The sequence below is a fragment of the Cryobacterium sp. Y29 genome, assembly GCF_002929825.1.
Lineage (GTDB): Bacteria > Actinomycetota > Actinomycetes > Actinomycetales > Microbacteriaceae > Cryobacterium.
In genome coordinates, this window is sequence record NZ_PJJN01000037.1 from 164462 (window position 1) to 185282 (window position 20821).

The 20821-nt window shown below is 64.1% G+C and carries 20 protein-coding genes; all 20 read right to left on the reverse strand.

Annotated features, from left to right (window positions below; all coding sequences use genetic code 11):
- Window positions 1-73: 73 nt before the first annotated feature.
- Window positions 74-1024 (reverse strand): RluA family pseudouridine synthase, encoded by a 951-nt coding sequence (locus CXY74_RS15765; protein ID WP_104201300.1) that lies wholly within the window; start codon window positions 1022-1024, stop codon window positions 74-76.
- Complete coding sequence (gene lspA, locus CXY74_RS15770; protein ID WP_104201301.1) at window positions 1021-1668, reverse strand: signal peptidase II; 648 nt, start codon at window positions 1666-1668, stop codon at window positions 1021-1023. The genes CXY74_RS15765 and lspA overlap by 4 nt, the downstream gene beginning before the upstream one ends.
- Window positions 1658-2296 carry a DivIVA domain-containing protein gene (locus CXY74_RS15775; protein ID WP_104201302.1) on the reverse strand — a complete coding sequence of 213 codons (639 nt, stop codon included), beginning with the start codon at window positions 2294-2296 and terminating at the stop codon, window positions 1658-1660. Before CXY74_RS15775 ends, lspA begins: the two co-directional genes overlap by 11 nt.
- A 148-nt stretch (window positions 2297-2444) precedes the next feature.
- Window positions 2445-2747 (reverse strand): YggT family protein, encoded by a 303-nt coding sequence (locus tag CXY74_RS15780; protein WP_233193456.1) that lies wholly within the window; start codon window positions 2745-2747, stop codon window positions 2445-2447.
- Window positions 2748-2755: 8 nt separating this feature from the next.
- Complete coding sequence (locus tag CXY74_RS15785; protein ID WP_104201303.1) at window positions 2756-3289, reverse strand: cell division protein SepF; 534 nt, start codon at window positions 3287-3289, stop codon at window positions 2756-2758.
- A 32-nt stretch (window positions 3290-3321) separates the two neighbouring features.
- Entirely contained in the window at window positions 3322-4050 is a 729-nt protein-coding gene (locus CXY74_RS15790) for a YggS family pyridoxal phosphate-dependent enzyme (protein ID WP_104201304.1), read from the reverse strand.
- Window positions 4051-4161: 111 nt separating this feature from the next.
- Window positions 4162-5373: a cell division protein FtsZ gene (gene ftsZ, locus CXY74_RS15795; RefSeq protein WP_104201305.1), complete on the reverse strand. Its 1212-nt coding sequence runs from the start codon at window positions 5371-5373 to the stop codon at window positions 4162-4164.
- Between the two features lie 150 nt (window positions 5374-5523).
- Entirely contained in the window at window positions 5524-6558 is a 1035-nt protein-coding gene (locus CXY74_RS15800) for an FtsQ-type POTRA domain-containing protein (protein WP_146070173.1), read from the reverse strand.
- 142 nt (window positions 6559-6700) lie between these two features.
- Complete coding sequence (gene murC / locus CXY74_RS15810) at window positions 6701-8122, reverse strand: UDP-N-acetylmuramate--L-alanine ligase (protein WP_104201308.1); 1422 nt, start codon at window positions 8120-8122, stop codon at window positions 6701-6703.
- A 74-nt stretch (window positions 8123-8196) separates the two neighbouring features.
- Entirely contained in the window at window positions 8197-9270 is a 1074-nt protein-coding gene (locus tag CXY74_RS15815; protein WP_104201309.1) for a glycosyltransferase, read from the reverse strand.
- Entirely contained in the window at window positions 9267-10589 is a 1323-nt protein-coding gene (gene ftsW, locus CXY74_RS15820) for a putative lipid II flippase FtsW (protein ID WP_104201310.1), read from the reverse strand. Before ftsW ends, CXY74_RS15815 begins: the two co-directional genes overlap by 4 nt.
- Before the next feature lie 5 nt (window positions 10590-10594).
- Window positions 10595-12109, reverse strand: coding sequence for a UDP-N-acetylmuramoyl-L-alanine--D-glutamate ligase (murD, locus tag CXY74_RS15825; RefSeq protein ID WP_104201311.1), 1515 nt, complete (start codon window positions 12107-12109; stop codon window positions 10595-10597).
- Entirely contained in the window at window positions 12109-13200 is a 1092-nt protein-coding gene (gene mraY, locus CXY74_RS15830) for a phospho-N-acetylmuramoyl-pentapeptide-transferase (RefSeq protein WP_104201312.1), read from the reverse strand. Before mraY ends, murD begins: the two co-directional genes overlap by 1 nt.
- Window positions 13197-14606: a UDP-N-acetylmuramoyl-tripeptide--D-alanyl-D-alanine ligase gene (gene murF / locus CXY74_RS15835; protein ID WP_104201313.1), complete on the reverse strand. Its 1410-nt coding sequence runs from the start codon at window positions 14604-14606 to the stop codon at window positions 13197-13199. The genes mraY and murF overlap by 4 nt, the downstream gene beginning before the upstream one ends.
- Complete coding sequence (locus CXY74_RS15840; protein WP_104201314.1) at window positions 14607-16151, reverse strand: Mur ligase family protein; 1545 nt, start codon at window positions 16149-16151, stop codon at window positions 14607-14609.
- 15 nt (window positions 16152-16166) lie between these two features.
- Window positions 16167-17990, reverse strand: coding sequence for a penicillin-binding protein 2 (locus CXY74_RS15845; protein ID WP_104201315.1), 1824 nt, complete (start codon window positions 17988-17990; stop codon window positions 16167-16169).
- 27 nt (window positions 17991-18017) lie between these two features.
- Window positions 18018-18578 (reverse strand): hypothetical protein, encoded by a 561-nt coding sequence (locus tag CXY74_RS15850; protein WP_104201316.1) that lies wholly within the window; start codon window positions 18576-18578, stop codon window positions 18018-18020.
- Window positions 18575-19531 (reverse strand): 16S rRNA (cytosine(1402)-N(4))-methyltransferase RsmH, encoded by a 957-nt coding sequence (gene rsmH, locus CXY74_RS15855; protein ID WP_104201317.1) that lies wholly within the window; start codon window positions 19529-19531, stop codon window positions 18575-18577. The genes CXY74_RS15850 and rsmH overlap by 4 nt, the downstream gene beginning before the upstream one ends.
- 99 nt (window positions 19532-19630) lie before the next feature.
- Window positions 19631-20062, reverse strand: a complete 432-nt coding sequence (gene mraZ / locus CXY74_RS15860) for a division/cell wall cluster transcriptional repressor MraZ (protein ID WP_092110083.1) — start codon at window positions 20060-20062, stop codon at window positions 19631-19633.
- 278 nt (window positions 20063-20340) lie between these two features.
- The gene (locus CXY74_RS15865) at window positions 20341-20718 is read right to left on the reverse strand and encodes a DUF3040 domain-containing protein (protein ID WP_104201318.1); all 378 of its coding nucleotides are present in this window, start codon (window positions 20716-20718) and stop codon (window positions 20341-20343) included.
- Between the last annotated feature and the right edge of the window lie 103 nt (window positions 20719-20821).

Here is a 20821-nt window from a genome sequence, read left to right on the forward strand (position 1 = left end):
TTCGGTGGCACTGACCGGGTTACTCACAAAGACTCCGACGAGTTGATGAAACGGTTAGGGACGAGTCGGCCGGTCAGTCTCCGCGCAGCACCGCGAGGGCGTGCGAGAGGTCAGCCGGGTAATCGGCGTTGTAGGTGACCCACTCGTGACTGTCCGGATGGGTGAAAGCCAGCTGTTTCGCGTGCAGCCACTGGCGCTTGAGTCCGAGTCGGGCGGTGATCGACGGATCAGCGCCGTACATGGCGTCGCCGACACACGGATGCCGCTGGGCCGTCATGTGCACGCGAATCTGGTGGGTGCGCCCGGTCTCCAGGTGTACCTCCAGCAGGGAGGCCGAAGGGAAGGCTTCGAGGGTCTCGTAGTGGGTGATCGAGGACTTACCGTCAGCCATTACCGCGAACTTCCAGTCCGATCGCGGGTGGCGGCCGATGGGCGCGTCGATGGTGCCGGCGAGCGGGTCGGGGTGGCCCTGGACAACCGCGTGGTAGATCTTGTCCACCTCGCGGTCGTGGAACGCCTTTTTGAGGGCGACATAGGCCGTCTCCGACTTGGCAACGACCATAAGCCCGCTGGTACCGACGTCGAGGCGGTGCACGATGCCTGCACGTTCGGCAGCGCCGGACGTCGCGATGCGATACCCCGCCGCCGCCAGGGCGCCCGGAACGGTTGGGCCAGTCCAGCCGACGCTCGGATGGGCGGCGACGCCGGCCGGCTTGTTGATGACGACGATGCTCTCATCGTCGTGCACGACCGTGAGGTCGGGAACGGCGATGGGGATGATGCGCACCGGCTGCTTGGGCTGCCAGGTGACTTCGATCCAGCTGCCCGCCCGGAGGCGATCCGATTTGCCGACGACGGCGCCGTCGAGCACGACACCACCCGCCTCGGACACCTCAGCGGCGAAGTTGCGGGAGAACCCGAATAGCTTGGCCAGACCGGCGTCAACGCGTACGCCCTCCAGCCCGTCCGGCAGGGGCAGCGATCGCCGCTCCGGAGGGCTGGACAGGTCGTGGGAATCGGTCATGGCCGGGCCTCGGCCCCGGGGTTCGGCCGGTCACTGTTCGTCGAATCGGGATCAACTGATTCGCGGGTCATGAGATCGGGGGTCACAGCATCCGTTTGTTTCAGTGTTGGGGTGGCGGTCTTGCTGACGGCCACGACCTTATCGCCGTCGAGGCCGATACCGCGAATGGTCAGAATCATGAAGATGACCATGCTGCTCACGATGGCCATGTCGGCGACGTTGTAGATCGCCGGCAACAACCACGGTGTCGAGATGAAATCGACGACGTGCCCAACTCCGAAGCCGGGTTCGCGCAGCAGCCGGTCGGTCAGGTTGCCGAGCACTCCACCGAGGAGCAGCCCGAATACGAGACCCCAGGCGAATGAGCGGATACGCCGGGCGAACCACACGATGAACACCACGACGGCGCCAGCGATGATGGAGAAGATCCAGGTGGACCCGCTCGCGAGGGAGAATGCCGCCCCCGGGTTCCGAACGAAATGCATTTGCAGCGCATCATTCAGAACCCGGATCACGGAACCCTCGGTCATCGAAGTGACGACGAGATACTTACTGGATTGATCGAGCGCGTAAACGCCGAGCGCGACGAGAGCTAGAACGATGAGCGCTCGCGAACGCTTCTTCGTTCTGGCGCTAGGCTCCAAAGCCCTGGAAGCTGGGCTTCGACGCGTTTCCAGCGTCAGCCGCAGAGCCAACCGAGCTCGCGTCGAGGTCGTGCAACTGACCCTCGATGTAGTTCTTGAGCTTCAAACGGTACTCGCGCTCGAACGTGCGCAGCTCGTCGATTTTGCCTTCGAGCGTCGAACGCTCCTGGTCGAGCTTCTGCAGCTGAACGCGCTGCTGGGTCTCTGCCTCGGCGATGACACGCGCCGCAGTGGCGTGGCCTTCAGCTATCAGGGCGTCGCGCTTTTCAGCGCCCTCCTTGACGTGCTCCTCGTGCAGGCGGCGAGCCAGCTGCAGCAGGTTAGTTGTGCCGGCGGTCTCGTCGATCGGCGTCGCGGCGACAGCGGCAACCGGAGCGGCGACGGGTTCGACGACAGCGGGTGTGACAACAGCGGGTTCGGGCGACGCCGCAGCGAGCGGAGCGGACTCAGCCACAGGGGCAGCGTCCCCTCCGACCTGACCGCGCAGTTCCTCGTTTTCCTTGGTCAGACGACGCAGTTCGACGACAACCTCGTCGAGAAAGTCATCGACCTCGTCTTGGTCGTATCCCTCACGGAACTTGGTCGACTGAAACCTTTTGTTGACTACATCTTCCGGAGTTAGCGCCATGGCTTTCCACCCTCAAAACTTGTGTTAATTGTGAACATTTGACTGACTTGAGGCGATGAGTGCCTCAAGTGTTGGATTGACTACGGGCTACCGACGAGCGAGTGCAGGCTCAGGGCGAACCAGTCATCCGATAAGGATACATGCCCCATTAGGCGCGTTGTATTATTCCTGCCACGGTCATACCGACGATGCAGCAAAGCATCGTCAGCGTGAAGCCGAAATCCAGTGCGATCGGCCCAATGCGAAGCGGCGGGACCAGACGACGGAAAAAGCGTACCGGCGGGTCCGTCAACGTGTAGACGAATTCGACGAGCACGAGCAGGAAGCCTTGTGGACGCCAAGCCCGGTTGACACCGCGCACGAGGTCAATGATGAACCGACCCCAGAGTACGAGGAAGTACATGAAGAACAGGAAGTAGAGAAGATTTCCCAGAATTGATAGACCAGTCACACTGAAGTCTAGCCTTGCGCGAAGAAGGAGCTGTCCTCAGCGCCCTCTTCGGTGGTGCTGTCGCCGGAGACGACGACGTGGGACGGCGAGAGCAGAAAGACCTTGGCCGTGACGCGCTCGATCTTGCCGTAGAGGCCCTGCGACAAGCCACTGGCGAAGTCGATCAGGCGGCGAGCATCACCGTCGCTCATCTGCGACAGATTGATGATGACGGGAATGCCTTCGCGGAAGGATTCGGCGATGACCTGGGCGTCTTTGTAGGCGCGGGGGTGAACCGTGAGAATTTCATTCATGTCAGACGCAGCCACATTCTGGGGGGTCGAAGTCTTGTGCAGCGGGGTGACCGGTGCACGACCGGCTGAGTTCTGGGCTGTGTTGGAGGGTGCGGCATTACCGTGCGGCGCGTTGTCGTGCCCGCGTGCAGGCACGGCACTCACGTGGTTGGAGGCGGCAGCACTCTGAGCGCTGGCGGGCGCCTGGTACTCCAGCTCTTCGTCTGCCAGACCCAGGTAGACCATGGTTTTCTTGAGCGGGTTGGACATGTCGACCTCCGTGTTGGTTTGCTACTTCGAGATTAACTGAGCACCGGGCGATTGCCGGTGATTGCCGTGCCAATTCTTAGGTGTGTCGCCCCTTCGAGCACGGCAGCCGCGTAGTCCTGGCTCATGCCCATGGACAGCGCGGTGGCCGTGGGCACCTGCTGACGAATCTGTTCGCTGAGTTCGCGAACGTAGGCGAAAGCACGGCGCGGCTCCTGCCCCAAGGGAGCGACGGCCATGAGCCCGAGCAGACGCACGCCGGGAACGATGAGAGCGCTGTCGACCAGGGCCGACAGATGTGCGGGATCCACGCCTCCGCGCGCCGCGTCATCCGTTAAATTCACCTGGATGAAGCAGTCGATCGTTGATTCTTCTGAGGCCAGTGCGGTCACGAGAGACTCCCGATCAACCGAGTGGATAACGTTGGCATAGGCCCGCACCTGGCGCGCCTTCTTGCCCTGCACCTGCCCGACAAAATGCCAGACGAGGTCGAGATCGGCCAGCGACGCGGCCTTGGACTGCGCCTCCTGGTGCCGGTTCTCACCCATGTTGCGCACACCGAGGGCGTAGAGCTCTTCGATCAGTGAAATGGGGTGAAACTTGGTCACGACGATCGTGGTGATGTCGGCCGGATCGCGGCCCGCTGTTCGGACCGCATCAGCGACACCGACGCGCACGGTTTCCAGACGGGTTGCCAATTCGCTCGGTGCCGACGTGTTAGCTGCCGGTTCGGAGGATACCCCGTTAGGAAATTCCAGGCTCATAGTGCTCTGTCCGTTGCGTGTGGCCGATTCGTGTGGCCGATTCGTGTGGTGATCAGGGTACATCCCGAAGCCGATGCGACCTGATCGGCTCCGGGATTGCCTGTCATCGACCTATTTGAGGAAGTCGGGTATATCCAGGTCGTCGGCCTCTTCTTCAAAGGCCGGGTCGGCAACGGTCACGCCGTTACCAGCGTCAGAGCCGCCCCAGACGGAGGCCGCGAGCTCGCCATCACTGTAGCTGCCGGAGTCGGCTGCCGGGACTTTCGTGGCGCTGCCAGCGGATGCTGCCGCACCGATCGTTGCTGACCCGGCACCGGCCGCAATTCCAGCGGCCACCAGGTCGGCACGCCGAACCTCGACCGCTTTGGCGCCGGGCTCGCCACCGTCGAAGCCGGCAGCAATGACGGTGACCCGCACCTCGTCGCCCAGGGTGTCATCGATGACGGCACCGAAGATGATGTTGGCTTCGGGGTGCACGGCTTCTTGCACGAGGCGGGCCGCATCGTTGATCTCGAAGATTCCCAGGTTGGATCCGCCCTGGATCGACAGGAGTACGCCGTGAGCGCCGTCGATCGAGGCTTCGAGCAGGGGCGACGCGACGGCGAGTTCGGCCGCCTTGATCGCACGGTCGGCTCCGCGAGCCGAGCCGATGCCCATGAGGGCCGAGCCGGCACCCTGCATGACCGACTTGACGTCGGCGAAGTCGAGGTTGATCAGCCCGGGGGTGGTGATCAGGTCGGTGATTCCCTGCACGCCAGCCAGGAGCACCTGGTCAGCGGTCGCGAAGGCCTCGAGCATGCTGATGCCGCGGTCGCTGATTTCGAGCAGGCGATCGTTGGGCACGACGATGAGGGTGTCGACCTCGTTCTTGAGCGAGGCAACACCGGTCTCGGCCTGGGCCTGGCGGCGCTTGCCCTCGAAGCCGAACGGCTTGGTGACGACACCGATGGTGAGGGCGCCGATGGACTTGGCGATACGAGCCACGACGGGGGCACCACCGGTTCCGGTGCCGCCACCCTCTCCAGCGGTGACGAAGACCATGTCGGCCCCGGCGAGGGCTTCCTCGATCTCCTCGGCGTGATCCTCGGCGGCGCGGCGACCCACCTCAGGGTCAGCGCCGGCACCGAGCCCGCGGGTGAGATCGCGACCGACGTCGAGCTTGACGTCGGCATCGCTCATGAGCAGAGCCTGGGCATCCGTATTGATGGCGATGAACTCGACACCGCGGAGGCCCAATTCGATCATGCGGTTGACGGCGTTGACACCGCCACCGCCGATACCGACAACCTTGATGACGGCTAGATAATTTTGATTGTTTGACACGTCCGGCCTCCGGGTGGAACCCTAAACCTCTAGTCGAAGTTTAAAGTTATGCTGAGTATGCAATTCCTGTTTACGAAAGTATGCGCGCGCGACGCGTCACTGGGGAGGCTCGCCCGCGTGTCGCGAAGAACGGGCAGAATCCGTTGCGATCTAGCGCAACACCGCACTGTCGGGCGACGACACGTCGTACTCATTGGCCGTGCCGGCGGGGTGGCCGATCAGCAGGGCGGCGAGCACGATGGCTTTATACTCGGATTTTTCCGGGCTGCCCCAGACCACCCGCTCACCACCGAGAAGGCTCAAGGTGACATCGTCGGTGCTCACGGCAGTCACCGCGTCCAACTGGGTACGGATGCTTTCGGGCAGGGCTGCGAGAACCGCGGCGGCGGCCTTGAATCCGGCGCTGGTGATTCCGTCCGGCGCGTCAATGAGCGGGTAGCCTGCCGTGCGCTCCGGCGTCGTGTCAATGACCACCCCGGCGGCGTCGACCAGGTCGAATCCGGTCGGACCGGCGAGCACACCCACCGGTACCCGTTCGACGATGCGCACCACGAGGGTGCCCGGCGGGCGACTCTCGGTGACGTAGCTCTGAATCAAGGCGAACTGTGACAACTCACGCTTGATCAGGTTGCTGTCGATCAGGGGCAGCGGGGTTCCGATCTCCTCGGAAAGCGCTGCCGACACCTCCCCTGCCGGAATGCGGCTCGTCCCGACGACCTCTATCGTGCGCAGAGCCATCAGGGGTGAGTAGGCGGCACCGATGATGAGCGTGAAGGCAAGAAGAACCGAACCGACACCGAGAATCCACGCAGTGCGTCGACGACGCGTGCGCCCGGTGAACCGCCGCACTTCGGCCCGTTCGAACCGTTTGCGGGCGCGCTGGGCCGCCCGCAGCAACGACCGGGCCGCGCGGGCACCCGCAGTATCGCCGGAGGGCTCCTGGACCCCCTCTGCCTTGACCGAAGCCGCCGGCGCAGTCGGCGTCCGAACCGACACGGGCGCGGCTGTGCTCAGCGAAGCGGATGCCCGTCCCCCGGCGAGAACGATCGGTTCCGTCGTCGTGTCGGACGCAGTGAACGGTTTTGGTGCGCTCTTGTGTGCAGCGCCACTCGCGGCGCGCGCACCCTTGTGCGCTGTCGACGAGGGAGGTTGCTTCCTGGGCACCCGTGACGGCGCTGAAGCCACGTGAGTGTCTGCGGGCGGCGTGGGCGTTGGTTTCGCCCGGGGCGAGTCCGCACGCCGCTTCGAGGCAGGAGCGGTCGGGCGAGCCGACTCGGGAGTCTGCTCGCCCGCCCGATCGAAGCTGGCCGGTCGCCTCACCGCCGCCTCATCCGCGTACTTTTTCGAGCGCGGCGAGCAGCTGGGGCACGATGCGGTTGACGTCTCCGCAGCCGAGGGTCACGACGAAGTCACCGTCGCGGGCGATACCGGCGAGGTAGTCGGCAGCATCCTGCCAGTCGGGCACGTACGCGACGTGCGACGGGTCGCGGAACCGGTCAGAGACGAGCGCGCCGGTGACACCGGGTTCTGGATCTTCGCGGGCGCCGTAGACGCCAAGCACGATGGTCTGGTCGGCGAAGGTCTCGAGGGTCTCGGCGAATTCCTGCGCGAACAAGCGGGTGCGGCTGTACAGGTGCGGCTGGTGCACCGCGATGATGCGGCCTTCACCGACCACCGTACGGGCCGCGGCGAGAGCGGCGGCGACCTCGGTCGGGTGGTGGGCATAGTCGTCGTAGACGCTGACGCCGCCGACCGTGCCGTGCAGTTCGAACCGGCGCTGGGTGCCGCCGAAGCCGGCGATCGCGTCGAGGCTGGCGGCGGGGTCGAAACCGAGGCCGACCAGCACGGCGAAGGCGCCGGCGGCATTGATGGCGTTGTGTTTGCCCGGGATGCGCAGGGTGGCGCTGTAATCCGCTCCCTCCCAGGCGACACTGAAACTAACCGGCCCGACAGTAGTAATGGAATGCACGCGCACTGTGGAATCGCGGTGCTCGCCGAACGTGACGACACGAGCGGCGGCATCCGCTTTATTCAGGCCGGCCGTGACCGCCGCGGTGACCCTCACCGCACCGACGTCATCGGAGGAGATGACGACCAGTTCGCTGGCAGCGCGGCTGAATTCGACGAAGGCGGCCTCAAAAGCTTCGAGCGAGCCGTAGTGGTCGAGGTGGTCTGGGTCGACGTTCGTAATCAGGGCGACCGCCGTGTGGTAAAGCAGAAAAGAACCGTCGGATTCGTCGGCTTCGACCACGAACAGGTCATCGGCGCCGCTCGCGGAGCTCACCCCGAGCGATTCGATCACGCCCCCGTTGACGAAGCTGGGGTCCTGGCCGAGGCCGAGCAGGCCGGTGACGATCATGCCGGTGGAGGTGGTCTTGCCGTGTGCGCCGGCGACCGATACCAGGCGGTGCTGGCGGATGAGCCAGGCCAGGGCCTGGGCGCGGTGCAGCACCGGCAGGCCGCGTTCATTTGCGAGCACGTATTCGGGGTTGTCTTGCCAGAGGGCGCCGGTGACGACGAGGGAATCGGCGGTTCCGACGTTGGCGGCATCATGCCCGATGTACACGGTTGCACCGAGTTCACGCAGGGCCTGCATGTTCGATGAATCCTTCGCGTCCGACCCGGTGACCGTATAGCCCCGATCCAGAAACAGCCGAGCGATGCCACTCATGCCGGATCCACCGATGCCCACAAAGTGCACACTTCCGAGCGTGTCGGGAATAGTCAGGTTGAGGTCTGGTTTGATCACCGTGGTGCGCTCTTCTCGATTGAAGCTAAAAAAACAGTTTGTGCGGGCACTACGTTACGCGTGCCCACCGACGTTCAGGTCGTGAGCGCTTCGTGAATCAGGTCGAGCATCTGGATCGTTCCGTCGAGCGCGCCCACGGATGCCGCCCCGCGCGCCATCGCCGCCAGCCGCGCCCGGTCGCCCAACAGGGTCACCAGCTCAGCCTGAACAAAAGCCGGCACGAAGTCCTTATCATCGATCACAATGCCCCCACCGGCCGCCAGCACCGGCTCAGCGTTGAACCGCTGTTCGCCATTGCCAACTGGGTAAGGCACGTACACGGCCGGGATCCCGAGCGCACACAATTCGCTCACGGTGGCAGCTCCCGCCCGGGTTACCGCGAAATCAGCCGCCGCAAGGGCGAGATCCATGCGGTCGCAGTACCCGACCAAGTGGTAGTTCGGCAGCTGTGGGTCGGTGACCTCGGCCTTCGACCCGGTAATGTGCAGTACTTGCCAGCCCGCTGCGACGAGGTCCCGCGCCGCAGCGACCATGGTGGCGTTGAGCTTGCGGGCACCGAGTGACCCGCCGGTGACGAGCAGCACGGGGCGTTCTTGTACGAGACCGAAGAACGCAAGAGCGTCGGGGCGGGCCTTCGTCCGGTCGAGTCGTTCAATCTCCGGTCTCAGCGGCATGCCCACGAACCGGGCATGCCGAATCGGGGTGCCGGCGAACGCGACGCCGACGTGCCGGGTCAGGCGCGCCCCCAGCTTGTTGGCCAGTCCCGGCCTGGCGTTGGCCTCGTGAATAACGATCGGCACGCCGGCACGCCGGGCAGCGAGGTATGCCGGTGTCGAAACGTAACCCCCGAAGCCGACAACCACGTCGACCCGGCGCGAACGGATCACGTCGGTCACCGTTCGCACGGCCGCGTTGAATCGCGGCAGGAAACGCATGGCGGCCCGATTCGGGCGGCGTGGAAACGGCACCCGGGGAACGACGATGAGTTCGTAGCCGCGGGCCGGAACCAGGCGGGATTCGAGGCCTTCAGCGGTGCCGAGGACCAGCACCGTGGCATCCGCTTCACTGGCGCGGATGCGGTCGGCGACGGCGAGTAGGGGGTTGACGTGGCCGGCGGTTCCGCCGCCCGCCAGAAGGTACGTGGTCATGCCCGGTAAGCCTCGTTGGAGTCGATGTCGTGGAAATCGTTCTGTGCTTCGCTCGAGCGGTCGCCACGCGCGAAAGAGAGCACGATGCCGATCGCCACGAGGGTCGTGAGCAGGGCTGTGCCACCGGCCGAGATGAGCGGCAGCGGTACGCCCAACACGGGGAATACTCCCAGCACCACGCCGATATTGACGAAGGCCTGGCCGATAATCCAGACCATGGCGGCGGCGGTGGAGACCTTGGCCTGCACGGTCCTGACCGAACGCATGATGCGGAGGAAGGCGAAGGCCAACAGAATGAACATGCCCAGCACGACGATGCAGCCGATCAGGCCGAGCTCCTCGCCGATGATGGCGAAGATATAGTCGTTGTCGGCCGCCGGCAGCCACGACCATTTGGCCTTGGAGTTGCCGAGGCCCACGCCGAGGATTCCACCGTTGGCCAGCGCCCAGGTGCCGTGCAGAGGCTGCCAGCAGCTGCTGGAGATCTCCCCGATCAGCTGCGTACAGCTCTCGTTGAGAAAGCTCGTGATGCGGGTCATGCGGTTGGGGCTCACAATGGCCAACACGATAGCGCCACCGACACCGATCAAAAGCGGCACGGCGAGCAGCCGCAGTTTGACGCCAGCGAAGAACAGTGCACCGAAAAGTATGCCGGCCATGATCATGGCCGTTCCGAGGTCACCGCCCATCATGACGAGCAACACCGCCCCGCCACCGACCCCGAACACGGGAATGAACACGTGCTTCCAGTCGTCGAGCTGGTGTTGTTTTTTCGACAGGATCATGCCGAGCCAGATGACCAGTGCCACCTTGATGCCCTCGGATGGCTGGAACTGGATGCCGAAGATGTTCAGCCAGTTGGTGTTGCCTCCGGTGCCGCGGCCGAGTCCGGTGGCCACCACCAGAAATTGAAAGAAACAGGTGATCAACAGCGACGGCCAGGCCACGCGCCGCCAGAACGCGAGCGGCAGCCGGCTGACGACGAGCATGAGTGGAATGCCGATCAGTGCGAACATCCCCTGACGGAGCAGCCCGCCGAAGAAACCCATGTCAGCCAGAAAGGAGTCGACCGACGACGACGACAGCACCATGATGAGGCCGAAGATGACCAGAAACAGGGTGGTGCCCAGCAGTAGAAAGTAGTTGCCACCCTCAGCTTTGAACACCCGACCGAGGTTGATGCGAACCTGGGGTCCGCCCGGCGTTTCCGGCTTTGTCGGCTGGGCGGATGCCAGCGTCGGGCGCCCGAAAGCTGGCACTGTACGGGTGGTGGGGCGTGACGTGGTGCGGGATGCGGGGTTGCGCGGCACCTGTACCATCCGCGTCACCTGCCTAGAAGATCGTGTACTGCCTGATTGAAAAGCCGGCCGCGTTCGACATAACTCTCGAACTGGTCCATCGACGCGGCAGCCGGTGCAAGCAGCACCGTATCCCCGGCCCTGGCGATTCCGGCAGCGAGCCGCACTGCCACCGTCATCACCTGTTCGCTCCCGTTCGATACAGTGTCGTCCGGGTCGATCTCGAACACGGTCAGGTCGGGGGCGTGTCGCGCGAATGCCTGGCGTAATGCCAGGCGATCGACGCCGATGATGATCGCGCCGCGCAGGCGCCCCACGTGCTTGTGCACGAGCTGATCGATGTCGATCCCCTTGAGCAGCCCGCCGACGAGCCAGACGACCGACTCATAGGCGGCCAGGGAGGCATCGGCGGCATGCGGATTAGTCGCCTTGGAATCGTCGACCCATTCCACGCCGTCCCCGATGGCCACGGTCTCGATGCGGTGCGCGTCGAGATGGAAGGTCTCCAGTGCCGTGTGGATGGTGGCCGGCAGCACGCCGTACGACCGGGCCAGCGCGCTCGCGGCGAGCACGTCCATGATCACGTGCGGGGCGCCGAGGCCGGCCGCGACGAGGTCGGGAACAGTGGTCAGTTCGAGGGCGCGTTCGAACCGGTCCGGAAGGAAGGCCCGGTCGCAGACGATGCCGTCGACGATGCCCAATTCGCTCGGCCCTGGCACGCCCAGGCCGAAACCGATCGCCCGGGCACCGTCTTGCACATCGGCTTCCTGAACCATTTCCCGGGTGGCGACATCTGCTGTGTTGTAAACGCAGGCAACCGCGGTGTTCAGGTATACCTTGGCTTTTGCCGCACGGTATGCGGCGGCCGAACCATGCCAGTCCAGGTGGTCGTCAGCGACATTGAGGCAGAGGCTTGCCCAAGGTGCCAGGGCACCCGGACCGCTCTGCGGCAGGTGGTGCAGCTGGTAGCTCGACAGTTCAACGACGAGCACATCCCAGCCGGCGGGATCACGAATGGCATCGAGCACGGGCACACCGATGTTGCCGCAGGGGGCGACGCGGCTGCCGTGGGCGGCGAGCATGGTGGCGGTGAGCTGCACGGTGGTGGTCTTGCCGTTGGTGCCGGTGACGAGTATCCACTCGGCGGGGACGCCGACCTTGTCGCGCAGCCGCCAGGCGAGTTCGATGTCACCCCAGACGGGAACCTGGTTCTCCGCCGCCCAGGTGAGCAGCGGGTGATCGGGATGGAAGCCGGGCGACACGATGATCACGTCCGGCCTCTGTGCTACCAGTTCTGCAGGCACCTCCCGCAGGTCAGCCTGCACGAACGGCACTCCAAGCACCGTGAGCAGGTCGAATCGTTCGTCGGGCCCGGTTGACGCCAGCACGAGCACGTCCGCGCCGAGTTCAGCGAGGGTGTCAGCGGCGGCGAAACCGGTCACGCCGAGTCCGAGCACGGCCACGCGCAGCCCGTTCCAGTCAGCGTGCCAACTGGTGAGTTTGTCGAGTCGGTTGTTTATAAACATATTGGCATCACCCATTAGCGCGACAGCCACTCGAGGTAGAACGAGCCGACACCGGCCGCGACGAGCAGGCCACCGATGATCCAGAACCGCACGACGACCGTGACTTCGGCCCAACCCTTGAGCTCGAAGTGGTGATGGATCGGACTCATCAGGAAGATGCGTTTACCGTGGGTGATTTTGAAGTACGCACGCTGCACGATCACCGATCCGGCTTCCATCACGAACAGGCCGCCGATGAGAACGAGGAGCAATTCGGTGCGGCTGAGAATCGCAAGGGCAGCCAGCGCCCCTCCGAGGGCGAGTGAACCGGTATCGCCCAGAAAGATTTTGGCCGGCGAGGTATTCCACCAGAGAAAACCGATCAGGCCACCGACGATAGTCGCCGCGACGATGGCCAGGTCAAAGGAATCGGGACCGAGGTAGCACTTGTATTGGTCGGCGGCATCCGATCCCCCGAAGCAGCTCTGGTTGGACTGCCAGAAGCCGATCACCACAAAAGACCCAATGGCAAAAGTGGATGCCCCCGTAGCGAGGCCATCGAGGCCGTCAGCGACGTTGACGCCGTTCGAGGTCGCGGCCACGATCAAGCAGATCCAGAGCAGGAACACGGCGATGCCGAAGAACGTGCCCAGTTTCATGAAGTCGAGGGGTAGGTCACGAATGAATGAAATGCTCGTCGAAGCGGGTGTCTGGCCGTTGCGGTCGACGAATTGCAACGACAGAACACCGAAAGCCCCAGCGACGATGACCTGCCCGAGAACCTTGGACCAGCCACCGAGCCCCAGGCTGCGCTGGTGGCGGGTCTTCAAAAAGTCGTCGAGAAAACCAACGAGCCCGAGGCCTACCATCATAAACAAGACGAGCAACGGTGACGGGGTGAACGGTCGTTGCTCGATCAGCATGGCCGCGAAATAGCTGATCAGCACGCCCAGAATGATGATGATTCCACCCATGGTGGCGGTACCGCGCTTGGCGTGGTGACTCTTGGGGCCGTCGTCCCGAATGAACTGGCCCCAGCCGAGCTTCTTGAACAATCGAATGAACAGCGGCGTCAGAAACAGGGTGAACGCAAGGGAAAACGCTCCGGACAGCAGAAGAACTCTCACGAGAACAAGTCCCCCAGTCGATCGCCGAGAAATCGCAGACCCGCTGAGTTAGATGACTTCACGAGCACGGTGTCCCCCGGATTCACGCTGCTGCGCACCAGTTCGAAGGCTTCGTCCGGCGTGTCGACATAAACCGACTCGCCGTCCCACGAACCCTCGTTGATCGTGCTGATGTGCATACGGCGGGCGCGCTGGCCCACCACTATCATCTGGGAGATGTTCAGCCGCACAGCGAGTAGCCCGATGCGATCGTGCTCTTCACCGGCCAGTTCGCCGAGTTCGGCCATCTCGCCGAGAACCGCGATGGTTCGGCAGCCGGGAGTGCCGATCTGAGCGAGCGTCTTGAGCGCTGCGCTCATCGAGTCGGGGCTCGCATTGTAGGCGTCATTGATGATCGTGACGTTGTCCTTACCGCCCAGCACCTCCATGCGCCAGCGTTCGGCCCGTGTGGTGGCTTGCAGCGCGGAGACGATATCGCCCAGCGACACCCCGAGCACCTCGGCGGCGGCCGCTGCAGCGAGGGCATTCATGACGTGATGCTCACCGAGCACCGGAAACACGACCGGGGCGCTCTGCCCGTCGGCGAGGTGCAGGGTGAACGTCGTTCCCGTGCGACCGGAGTGCAGGTCGCTTGCGCGCACGTCCACCTGGCCATACTCGCCGAACCGCACAATGCGCGCCGGGGTGATCGCGGCCATCTGCGCGACACGCGGGTCGTCGGCGTTCAGCACCGCGACATCCGTTGGAAGTAGGTCGGTGACCATCGCGGACTTGGCCCGCACGGTGGCGTCAAGATCGCCGAATTCACCGGCATGGGCGAGGCCGATGGTGAGCACGATGCCGACATCGGGTCGCACCAGGCGCACGAGGTTCGCGATGGCGCCCTCGCTGCTAGCGCCCATCTCGATCACCAGAAAACGGGTGTCGTCGGTGACCTCGAGCATCGTCATCGGTGCCCCGACCTGGTTGTTGAAAGAGCCGTGCGGGGCGACGGTGGGCCCGACCCGCTCGAACATGCTGCGCAGCAAATTCTTGGTCGTGGTTTTGCCATTGGAACCGGTGACGGCAACGATCTTGAGCGTCCCGGCGGAGCGCACCCTGGCGACAACGAAGGAGGCCAGGGCGCCGAGCGCTGCAACGGCGTCGGCCACGACGATCTGAGTGACCGGCAGGTCGAGCAATCGTTCCACGATAAGCAGCGCGGCCCCCGAGGCTGCGGCGGCGGGCGCGAACAGGTGCCCGTCGGTGACCGCTCCGGGCTTGGCGATGAAGATGGAGCCGGGTTCGACCAGGCGAGAATCGGTCTGCACCGATCCGTTGACCCGATCCGCTTGCGCGGACGCGCCGGCGAGGTGCAGCGCACCGTCGACGACCTGGCTGATATCGACCAGGGAGAGGGCGATCATTTACAGCCACCCCGCGTCGCGCAGCGCCTGGCGGGAATCATCCCTGGCCGAATACGGCAGCTTCACGCCTTGTACCTCGTGGTAGTCCTCGTGGCCTGGGCCGGCGTACAGAATGGTGTCTCCTTCGTGTGCGAGTGACAACGCCGTGCGGAATGCCGCACGTGGGTTGGCAACCTCATAGAACTCGCCGTCTGGCACTGCTTGGCGCGCTGCTTTCAGCAAAACAGCACGGATGCTCGCGGCATCTTCAAACCGCGGATGAAAGTCGGTCACAACCACGATATCGCTGCCCTCGGCGGCGATCCGGCCCATATCGGCGCGTTTGGTGGTGTCGCGGTCGCCGTCGGCGCCGAACAGCATGATGAGTTTACCCGGCGTGAATTTACGCAGGGCCGCGAGCGTATTGAGGAAGGCATCGGGGCTGTGCCCGTAATCGATGTAGACCAGCGGACCGCGATCACCGGAGATGCGCTCCGCGCGGCCGGGGATGAACGCGACGATGCCACCGTCGCGGTTCAGCGTGTGCTGGATGGCGCCGAGGTCGAAGCCGCTTTCCACGAGCATGACGATGGCCAGCGCGGCGTTGGCGGCCATGTACCAGCCGAGCAGCGGCACCCGGGTGTGCAGGCGACGGCCGTCCCGGCCCTCGAGCACGAAGTCGGTGTGCGTGGCGGACTCCCCCATAACGCTCATGTGCCAGTCGGCGTCGACGTCGGCCAGGTTGCTGATGGTTGTCACAGGGATGCGGCATTCGTCGGCGAGGCGACGGCCCCACTCGGTGTCGACGGTGACGACGCCTCGGTGCGACCGGTCGGGCTGGAACAGCTCCAGCTTCGCCTGGAAGTAGTCATCCATCGCCGGGTAGTCGTCGAGGTGGTCGTGGCTGAGGTTGGTGAACGCCGCGATATCGAAGACGAGGCCGTCTACCCGGTAGCGACTGAGGGCTTGCGCCGAAACCTCAATGCCGACGGCGCGTACCTCGGCCTCGTTCATACGGGCCAACAAGGCGTGCAGTTCGCTGGCCTCGGGCGTGGTCAGGGAACTCGTGACGGCTAGATCACCGATGCGGCGTTCAGCAGTCGAGGTGAGCCCGGAGACGACGCCGAGTTGGTTCAGAATGCCGAACAACAGGTAGACGACGCTGGTCTTGCCGTTGGTGCCGGTGACCGCGAACAGGGTCGCCGGATTGTCATCGGTGCGATAAATCCAGGCCGCGACGGCGCCCAGCGCGGCGCGGGCATCCGGTGTGACCAAAACCGGCAGACCGCTGGCTGCAGCGAGCAGCCCTCCGGCCTCGTCGGTCAAAATGGCCACCGCCCCGGCCTCGGCGGCCGCAGCAGCGAAGGTCGCGCCGTGCAGGTGCGCGCCGGGAACGCCGACATAGAGGTCGCCGGGTTGCACCGAGCTCGAGCTCAAGCTCACTCCGGTGACTTCGAGACCGTCGATGTCTCCACGCAGTTCTAGATCAAATTCGGCAACCAATCCCGACAACGACCGCGGAACGGGATGCTCGGGACGGAGAGCCGACGGCGCCAGTTCAGACACGCAGGGCTCGCTTTCTTACCAGGTGGAAGGGAGGTCAGGCGCAGTCGCGCCTGAGGGAACCGCCCGGTACTTTTTCAACACCTGACTCATGATCTCCTGGAAGACCGGAGCCGGTGCGGCAGACGTATTCAGTTTAACAGGGTCGGCGATGCTGACCGAGACGACATACTGCGGATCGTCGGCCGGAGCGTAGCCCGACACCGATACCAGATACCCGTTGGAGTACCCACCTTGGCCGTCCGGCATCTGCGCGGTTCCGGTCTTGGCGGCGACCCGATAGCCGGGAATGTTCCATTTACTCTGCACCCAACTTTTCTGATACACCATTTCGAGCACGTCGCTGGTGTCGTGGGCTGCCTTCTCCGACAGCACCCGCGTGCCGACCTGGTCTGGCACGTTGGCCATGGTGCCGTCGGTCTGCCTGCAGCCCTCGACCAGCTGCACCGGCATGCGCACGCCGTCGTTGGCAATGGTCTGATAGATGCTCGCGACCTGCAGCGCGGTCGTCGTGAGACCCTGCCCGAACATCGTTGCATAGCTGGTCTGGTTGTCCCACTCGTCGACCGGATGCAGAATGCCGCCATCTTCTCGGGGAAAGCCGGTCTCAGTGGGCGTGCCAACGCCGAACGCTTTCATGTGGTCGTACCGTTGCTGGTCGGTGAGTTTCTCACCGAACTTGGACATGCCGGTGTTGCTTGAGTCAATCAGCACGCCGGCGAGGGTCATGCGCTGATCCGGGTGCGCGTGGCTGTCGTTGATGTTGGCACCGTTGGCCGGCAGGTACCGGTAGGGCGCGACGATCCCGGTCTCGAGGGTGGCCGCCCCGGCGTCGAGAACGGATGCCATGGTGAGCGCCTTGAAGGTCGAGCCCGGTTCGAAGGACTGGGTGAAGGCACGGGAGCCGCGATCTTCCGGGTTCTTGGTGCCGCCGACGTTGTTCGGGTCGACCGAGGGATAGTCGGCCACGGCAAGGAGCTTGCCGGTCTTGACGTCCTGCACGACCGCGGTCGCCCACGCTGCCCCGGTCTCCTGCGCCCGCGCGGCGAGGGTCTGCTGCACGAACCAATTGAGATCGGAGTCGATGGTGGTGATGACGTCGCCGCCATCGACAGCCTCGGTACTCGTGACGCTGCTGCCGGGGATGCGCACGCCGTCGGCACCCTTCTCGTAGGTTTCTGAGCCGTTGGTCGAGGCCAGGCAGGCGTTCTGTCCGGATTCGAGGCCGGCCTGCGGCACGCCCTCCCCCGACAGGTAACCGAGCATGTTGCCGGCGACGGCCCCGTTCGGGTACACCCGGCTCGGGCTGTTCTCCGAATAGGTCCAGGGAATGTGCAGTTCCTGCACGGCGCGCAGCACGTCGACATCGACTTTCTGGGCGATATAGGCGAAATTCGCCTTGGCGTTGGCCTCGAGGGCGGCCCCAATGGTCAGCAGGATGGCGTCACCGGTTTGACCGGTTGCCGCGCCGATTTCGGCGGCGGCCTCAGCCACTGAGATTACGACCTTCTTGCCGTCGACCGTGCGTTTGAAAGGCGTTGCGTTCACCGGGGACATGGTGATGTTGTAGCGCATGACCGTCCCCGCCAGCACGACGCCGTTGGCGTCGACGATCTCACCCCGCGAGCCATAGACGACCTGGCCAACCGAGCGGTTTCCCACGGAGTCCGCCGTGAGCGAATCAGCCTGCACCACCTGGATATCAACGAGCCGCACCAGGAACACGCCGATCACGGCGAACAGCACGACGATGGTGAAAAAAGTGCGTCGACGGCTGGACCGGGAATTGGTCGGGTTGGTTCGGGCTCCGGTCTGTCGGGCACTGCTGTTGCGCACGCTCATCTGCCCATCATTGTCGACTCGGGGAAACTATCGGGTAGTGGGCGCCGCGAGTCCCGCCGGAACTACCGGTGCGCTCGTGATCGCCAGGGTTTCGCCCGTCCCCGTCGCCTTCGGAAGCGCAGAGAGCGGGGTACTGCCAGCCAACAGGGAGTTAGGAACAAGGCTGGCCGCTCCGGCCTGCGAGCCCGACGCTGAGGCTGGAGCGCCCAAAACGGCGCCATCGGACAGACGGAGGTAGACGGGGTTGGAATTGCTGACCATACCCAGGCCCTCGGCATTGGCGGCGAGGCTCTGCGGGGAGGATACCCGTACGAGGTCTTCACTCACACTGGCGGCCGTGCGGCCGAGTTCGGACTGGCTCGACTGCAGGCTGGAGATTTCATAGGCACCCTGGGAGATGCCCACGCTGAGCAACAGCTGGGCGACGATGATGGCTGCCATGCCGGCCACCGCGGTGAGAGCGTAGAAGATGCGCGGGCGCGTGCGGCGGTTCGGAGCCGCTGAGACAAGACGAAACCCACGCCGTGCCGGCGCCTCGTAGGGTTCGCGTTCGCTGGAAAATGACACGCGTGCCAGGTTGTCGCTCATTCGGCGGCCCTTCTCAGTCGAACAGCGGCGCGCAGTCGAACCGGCGTCGCGCGGGGGTTGAGTGCTTTTTCTTCGTCGGAGGCCAGTTCAGCGCCACGCAGCAAAAGGGTGAAGAGTGGTTTGTGTTCGGGAAGTTCCACTGGAAGGCCAGCGGGCGCTGTCGAGCCGGATGCCGCGGCGAAGGCCCGCTTGACGATGCGGTCCTCGAGCGACTGGTAGGCCATGACAACGATGCGGCCGCCGACTTGCACGCGGTCGAGCGCGGCCGGAATGGCCCGTTCCAGTGCGGCCAGTTCCGAGTTGACCTCGATGCGCAGCGCCTGGAACACGCGCTTGGCGGGGTGACCGAGGCGCTGGACGGCGACCGGGGTGGCCTTGGTGATGACGTCGACCAGTTGCGCTGACCGAACGAAGGGAGTCGTTTCGCGGGCTTCGACGATGGCCTTGGCGTAGCGGGCGGAAAGTTTCTCTTCGCCGTAGTCCTGGAAGATACGTTTGAGGTCACGTTCGCTGTAATCGGCGAGGATGCTCTCAGCGGTCAGGCCAGCGGTGCCGTCCATGCGCATGTCGAGCGGGGCATCTTTTGAATAGGAGAAACCACGTTCGACGCGATCGATCTGCAAGCTGGAGACACCAAGGTCGAAGAGCACGCCTGCAACCTCACTGATGCCGAGGCTATCGAGGGCTTCGCCGATGCCGTCATAAACGGTGTGCACCAGGTGCACCCGGCCGGCGAAGGCCTTGAGGCGTTCCTCGGCGATGGCGAGGGCTTCGGTGTCGCGGTCTAGTCCGACCAGGGTCAGTTCCGGGAAACGCGCCAGGATCGCCTCGGCGTGGCCCCCCATGCCCAGTGTCGCGTCGACGAGAACGGCGCCGGGTTTTGTGAGCGCCGGGGCGAGCAGCGCGACGCAGCGTTCGAGCAGTACCGGGGTGTGGATTTCGTTGCTGGTCATAACACCGGGCTAGGCCGTGAGGCCTGATTCCCCTCCATTTCGACCTGGCACGGGGGAAGTGTGTCAGGGCAAAAACGGCGGGGAGTCAGGCACCAGGGGCTAGAAGAGTCCCGGAATCACCTCCTCCGTCGTGTTGGCGTACGAGGTTTCCTGCTCGGCGAGGTACGTGGCCCACGCTTCGCTGTCCCAAATCTCGACTCGGCTGCCAGCACCGATGACGGTCAATTCCCGGTCGAGCCCCGCATAACTGCGGAGGTTGCCGGGGATGGTGACGCGGTTTTGTTTATCCGGTGTTTCCGAGCTCGCACCCGACAAAAACACCCGGAGGTAGTCCCGAGCTTGCTTGCTCGTGACGGGTGCCTGGCGGATTTTGTCGTGCAGCGTTTCGAATTCGCGGGTGCTGAACACGTAGATGCAGTGTTCCTGTCCCCGTGTCATCACCACACCGGTGGAGAGTTCATCCCGAAACTTCGCGGGAAGAATGATGCGACCTTTTTCGTCGAGCCGGGGGGCGTAGGTGCCAAGGAACACGCGCACCCCTTTCTTCCGGCCAGATTCAGGTGTGGCTCCACTTTACTCCACCTCCAACCACCCACCTAAGTTTTTTGACGTATTTTCTCAAAAAAAGCGCCATATACACCGCAAATCATTGAAGAGTAGCGGTGGAGGAAAATGGAGCAGCATCGTCAAGAACGCTTGCAGACAGCGCGTTTTTGGGCACAAAAAAAGGGCCGATCAGATGATCGGCCCTTGTGAACTGGAAGTTTTTTAACTGTCGAAGCCCGGTGGAGGCTTGGAGTGGATTGAGATTACTGACCGTCTTGCCGTCGGTCCCAACGGTCATTCAGGCGGTCCATGAAGCCCTGGTTGGACTTGGCTTGGGCTGGGCGACGACCGGGTGACGACGGTCCGGGTACCGAACGAATGGCCCGGCCGGGAGTCACGGCAATGAGAACGCCGCCGAACATGATGACGAAGCCGACAATGCCGAGCCACAGCTGCGCAATGGCGACACCGGCGATGAGGGCGACGATGCCGGCTACGGCGAGCAGCACACCGAGCGCGATAGAACGGTAGTTCGGGCGAAGCCTGGACACTCCGACGCTGGCGACAAAGTCGGCATCGTTGTGATAAAGGCTGCGCTCCATCTCTTCAAGGAGTCGCTGCTCCTGTTCCGAAAGCGGCATCTCATTCCCTCCAGTTACGGGATCGAGCGGGTGATTTGACAAATTCGCACCGGGCAAGCTCGACTAGCCTAATTCTAGCCCCGCCAGGATGGCTAGGCTACAC

Excerpts from the sequence above, each read along its gene's own strand:
- CXY74_RS15765 (WP_104201300.1), bottom strand. The coding sequence starts at position 1,024 with ATGACCGATTCCCACGACCTGTCCAGCCCTCCGGAGCGGCGATCGCTG.
- CXY74_RS15775 (WP_104201302.1), bottom strand. The coding sequence starts at position 2,296 with ATGGCGCTAACTCCGGAAGATGTAGTCAACAAAAGGTTTCAGTCGACC.
- CXY74_RS15785 (WP_104201303.1), bottom strand. The coding sequence starts at position 3,289 with ATGTCCAACCCGCTCAAGAAAACCATGGTCTACCTGGGTCTGGCAGAC.
- CXY74_RS15790 (WP_104201304.1), bottom strand. The coding sequence starts at position 4,050 with ATGAGCCTGGAATTTCCTAACGGGGTATCCTCCGAACCGGCAGCTAAC.
- CXY74_RS15815 (WP_104201309.1), bottom strand. The coding sequence starts at position 9,270 with ATGACCACGTACCTTCTGGCGGGCGGCGGAACCGCCGGCCACGTCAAC.
- ftsW (WP_104201310.1), bottom strand. The coding sequence starts at position 10,589 with ATGGTACAGGTGCCGCGCAACCCCGCATCCCGCACCACGTCACGCCCC.
- murD (WP_104201311.1), bottom strand. The coding sequence starts at position 12,109 with ATGGGTGATGCCAATATGTTTATAAACAACCGACTCGACAAACTCACC.
- murF (WP_104201313.1), bottom strand. The coding sequence starts at position 14,606 with ATGATCGCCCTCTCCCTGGTCGATATCAGCCAGGTCGTCGACGGTGCG.
- CXY74_RS15845 (WP_104201315.1), bottom strand. The coding sequence starts at position 17,990 with ATGAGCGTGCGCAACAGCAGTGCCCGACAGACCGGAGCCCGAACCAAC.
- CXY74_RS15850 (WP_104201316.1), bottom strand. The coding sequence starts at position 18,578 with ATGAGCGACAACCTGGCACGCGTGTCATTTTCCAGCGAACGCGAACCC.
- rsmH (WP_104201317.1), bottom strand. The coding sequence starts at position 19,531 with ATGACCAGCAACGAAATCCACACCCCGGTACTGCTCGAACGCTGCGTC.
- CXY74_RS15865 (WP_104201318.1), bottom strand. The coding sequence starts at position 20,718 with ATGCCGCTTTCGGAACAGGAGCAGCGACTCCTTGAAGAGATGGAGCGC.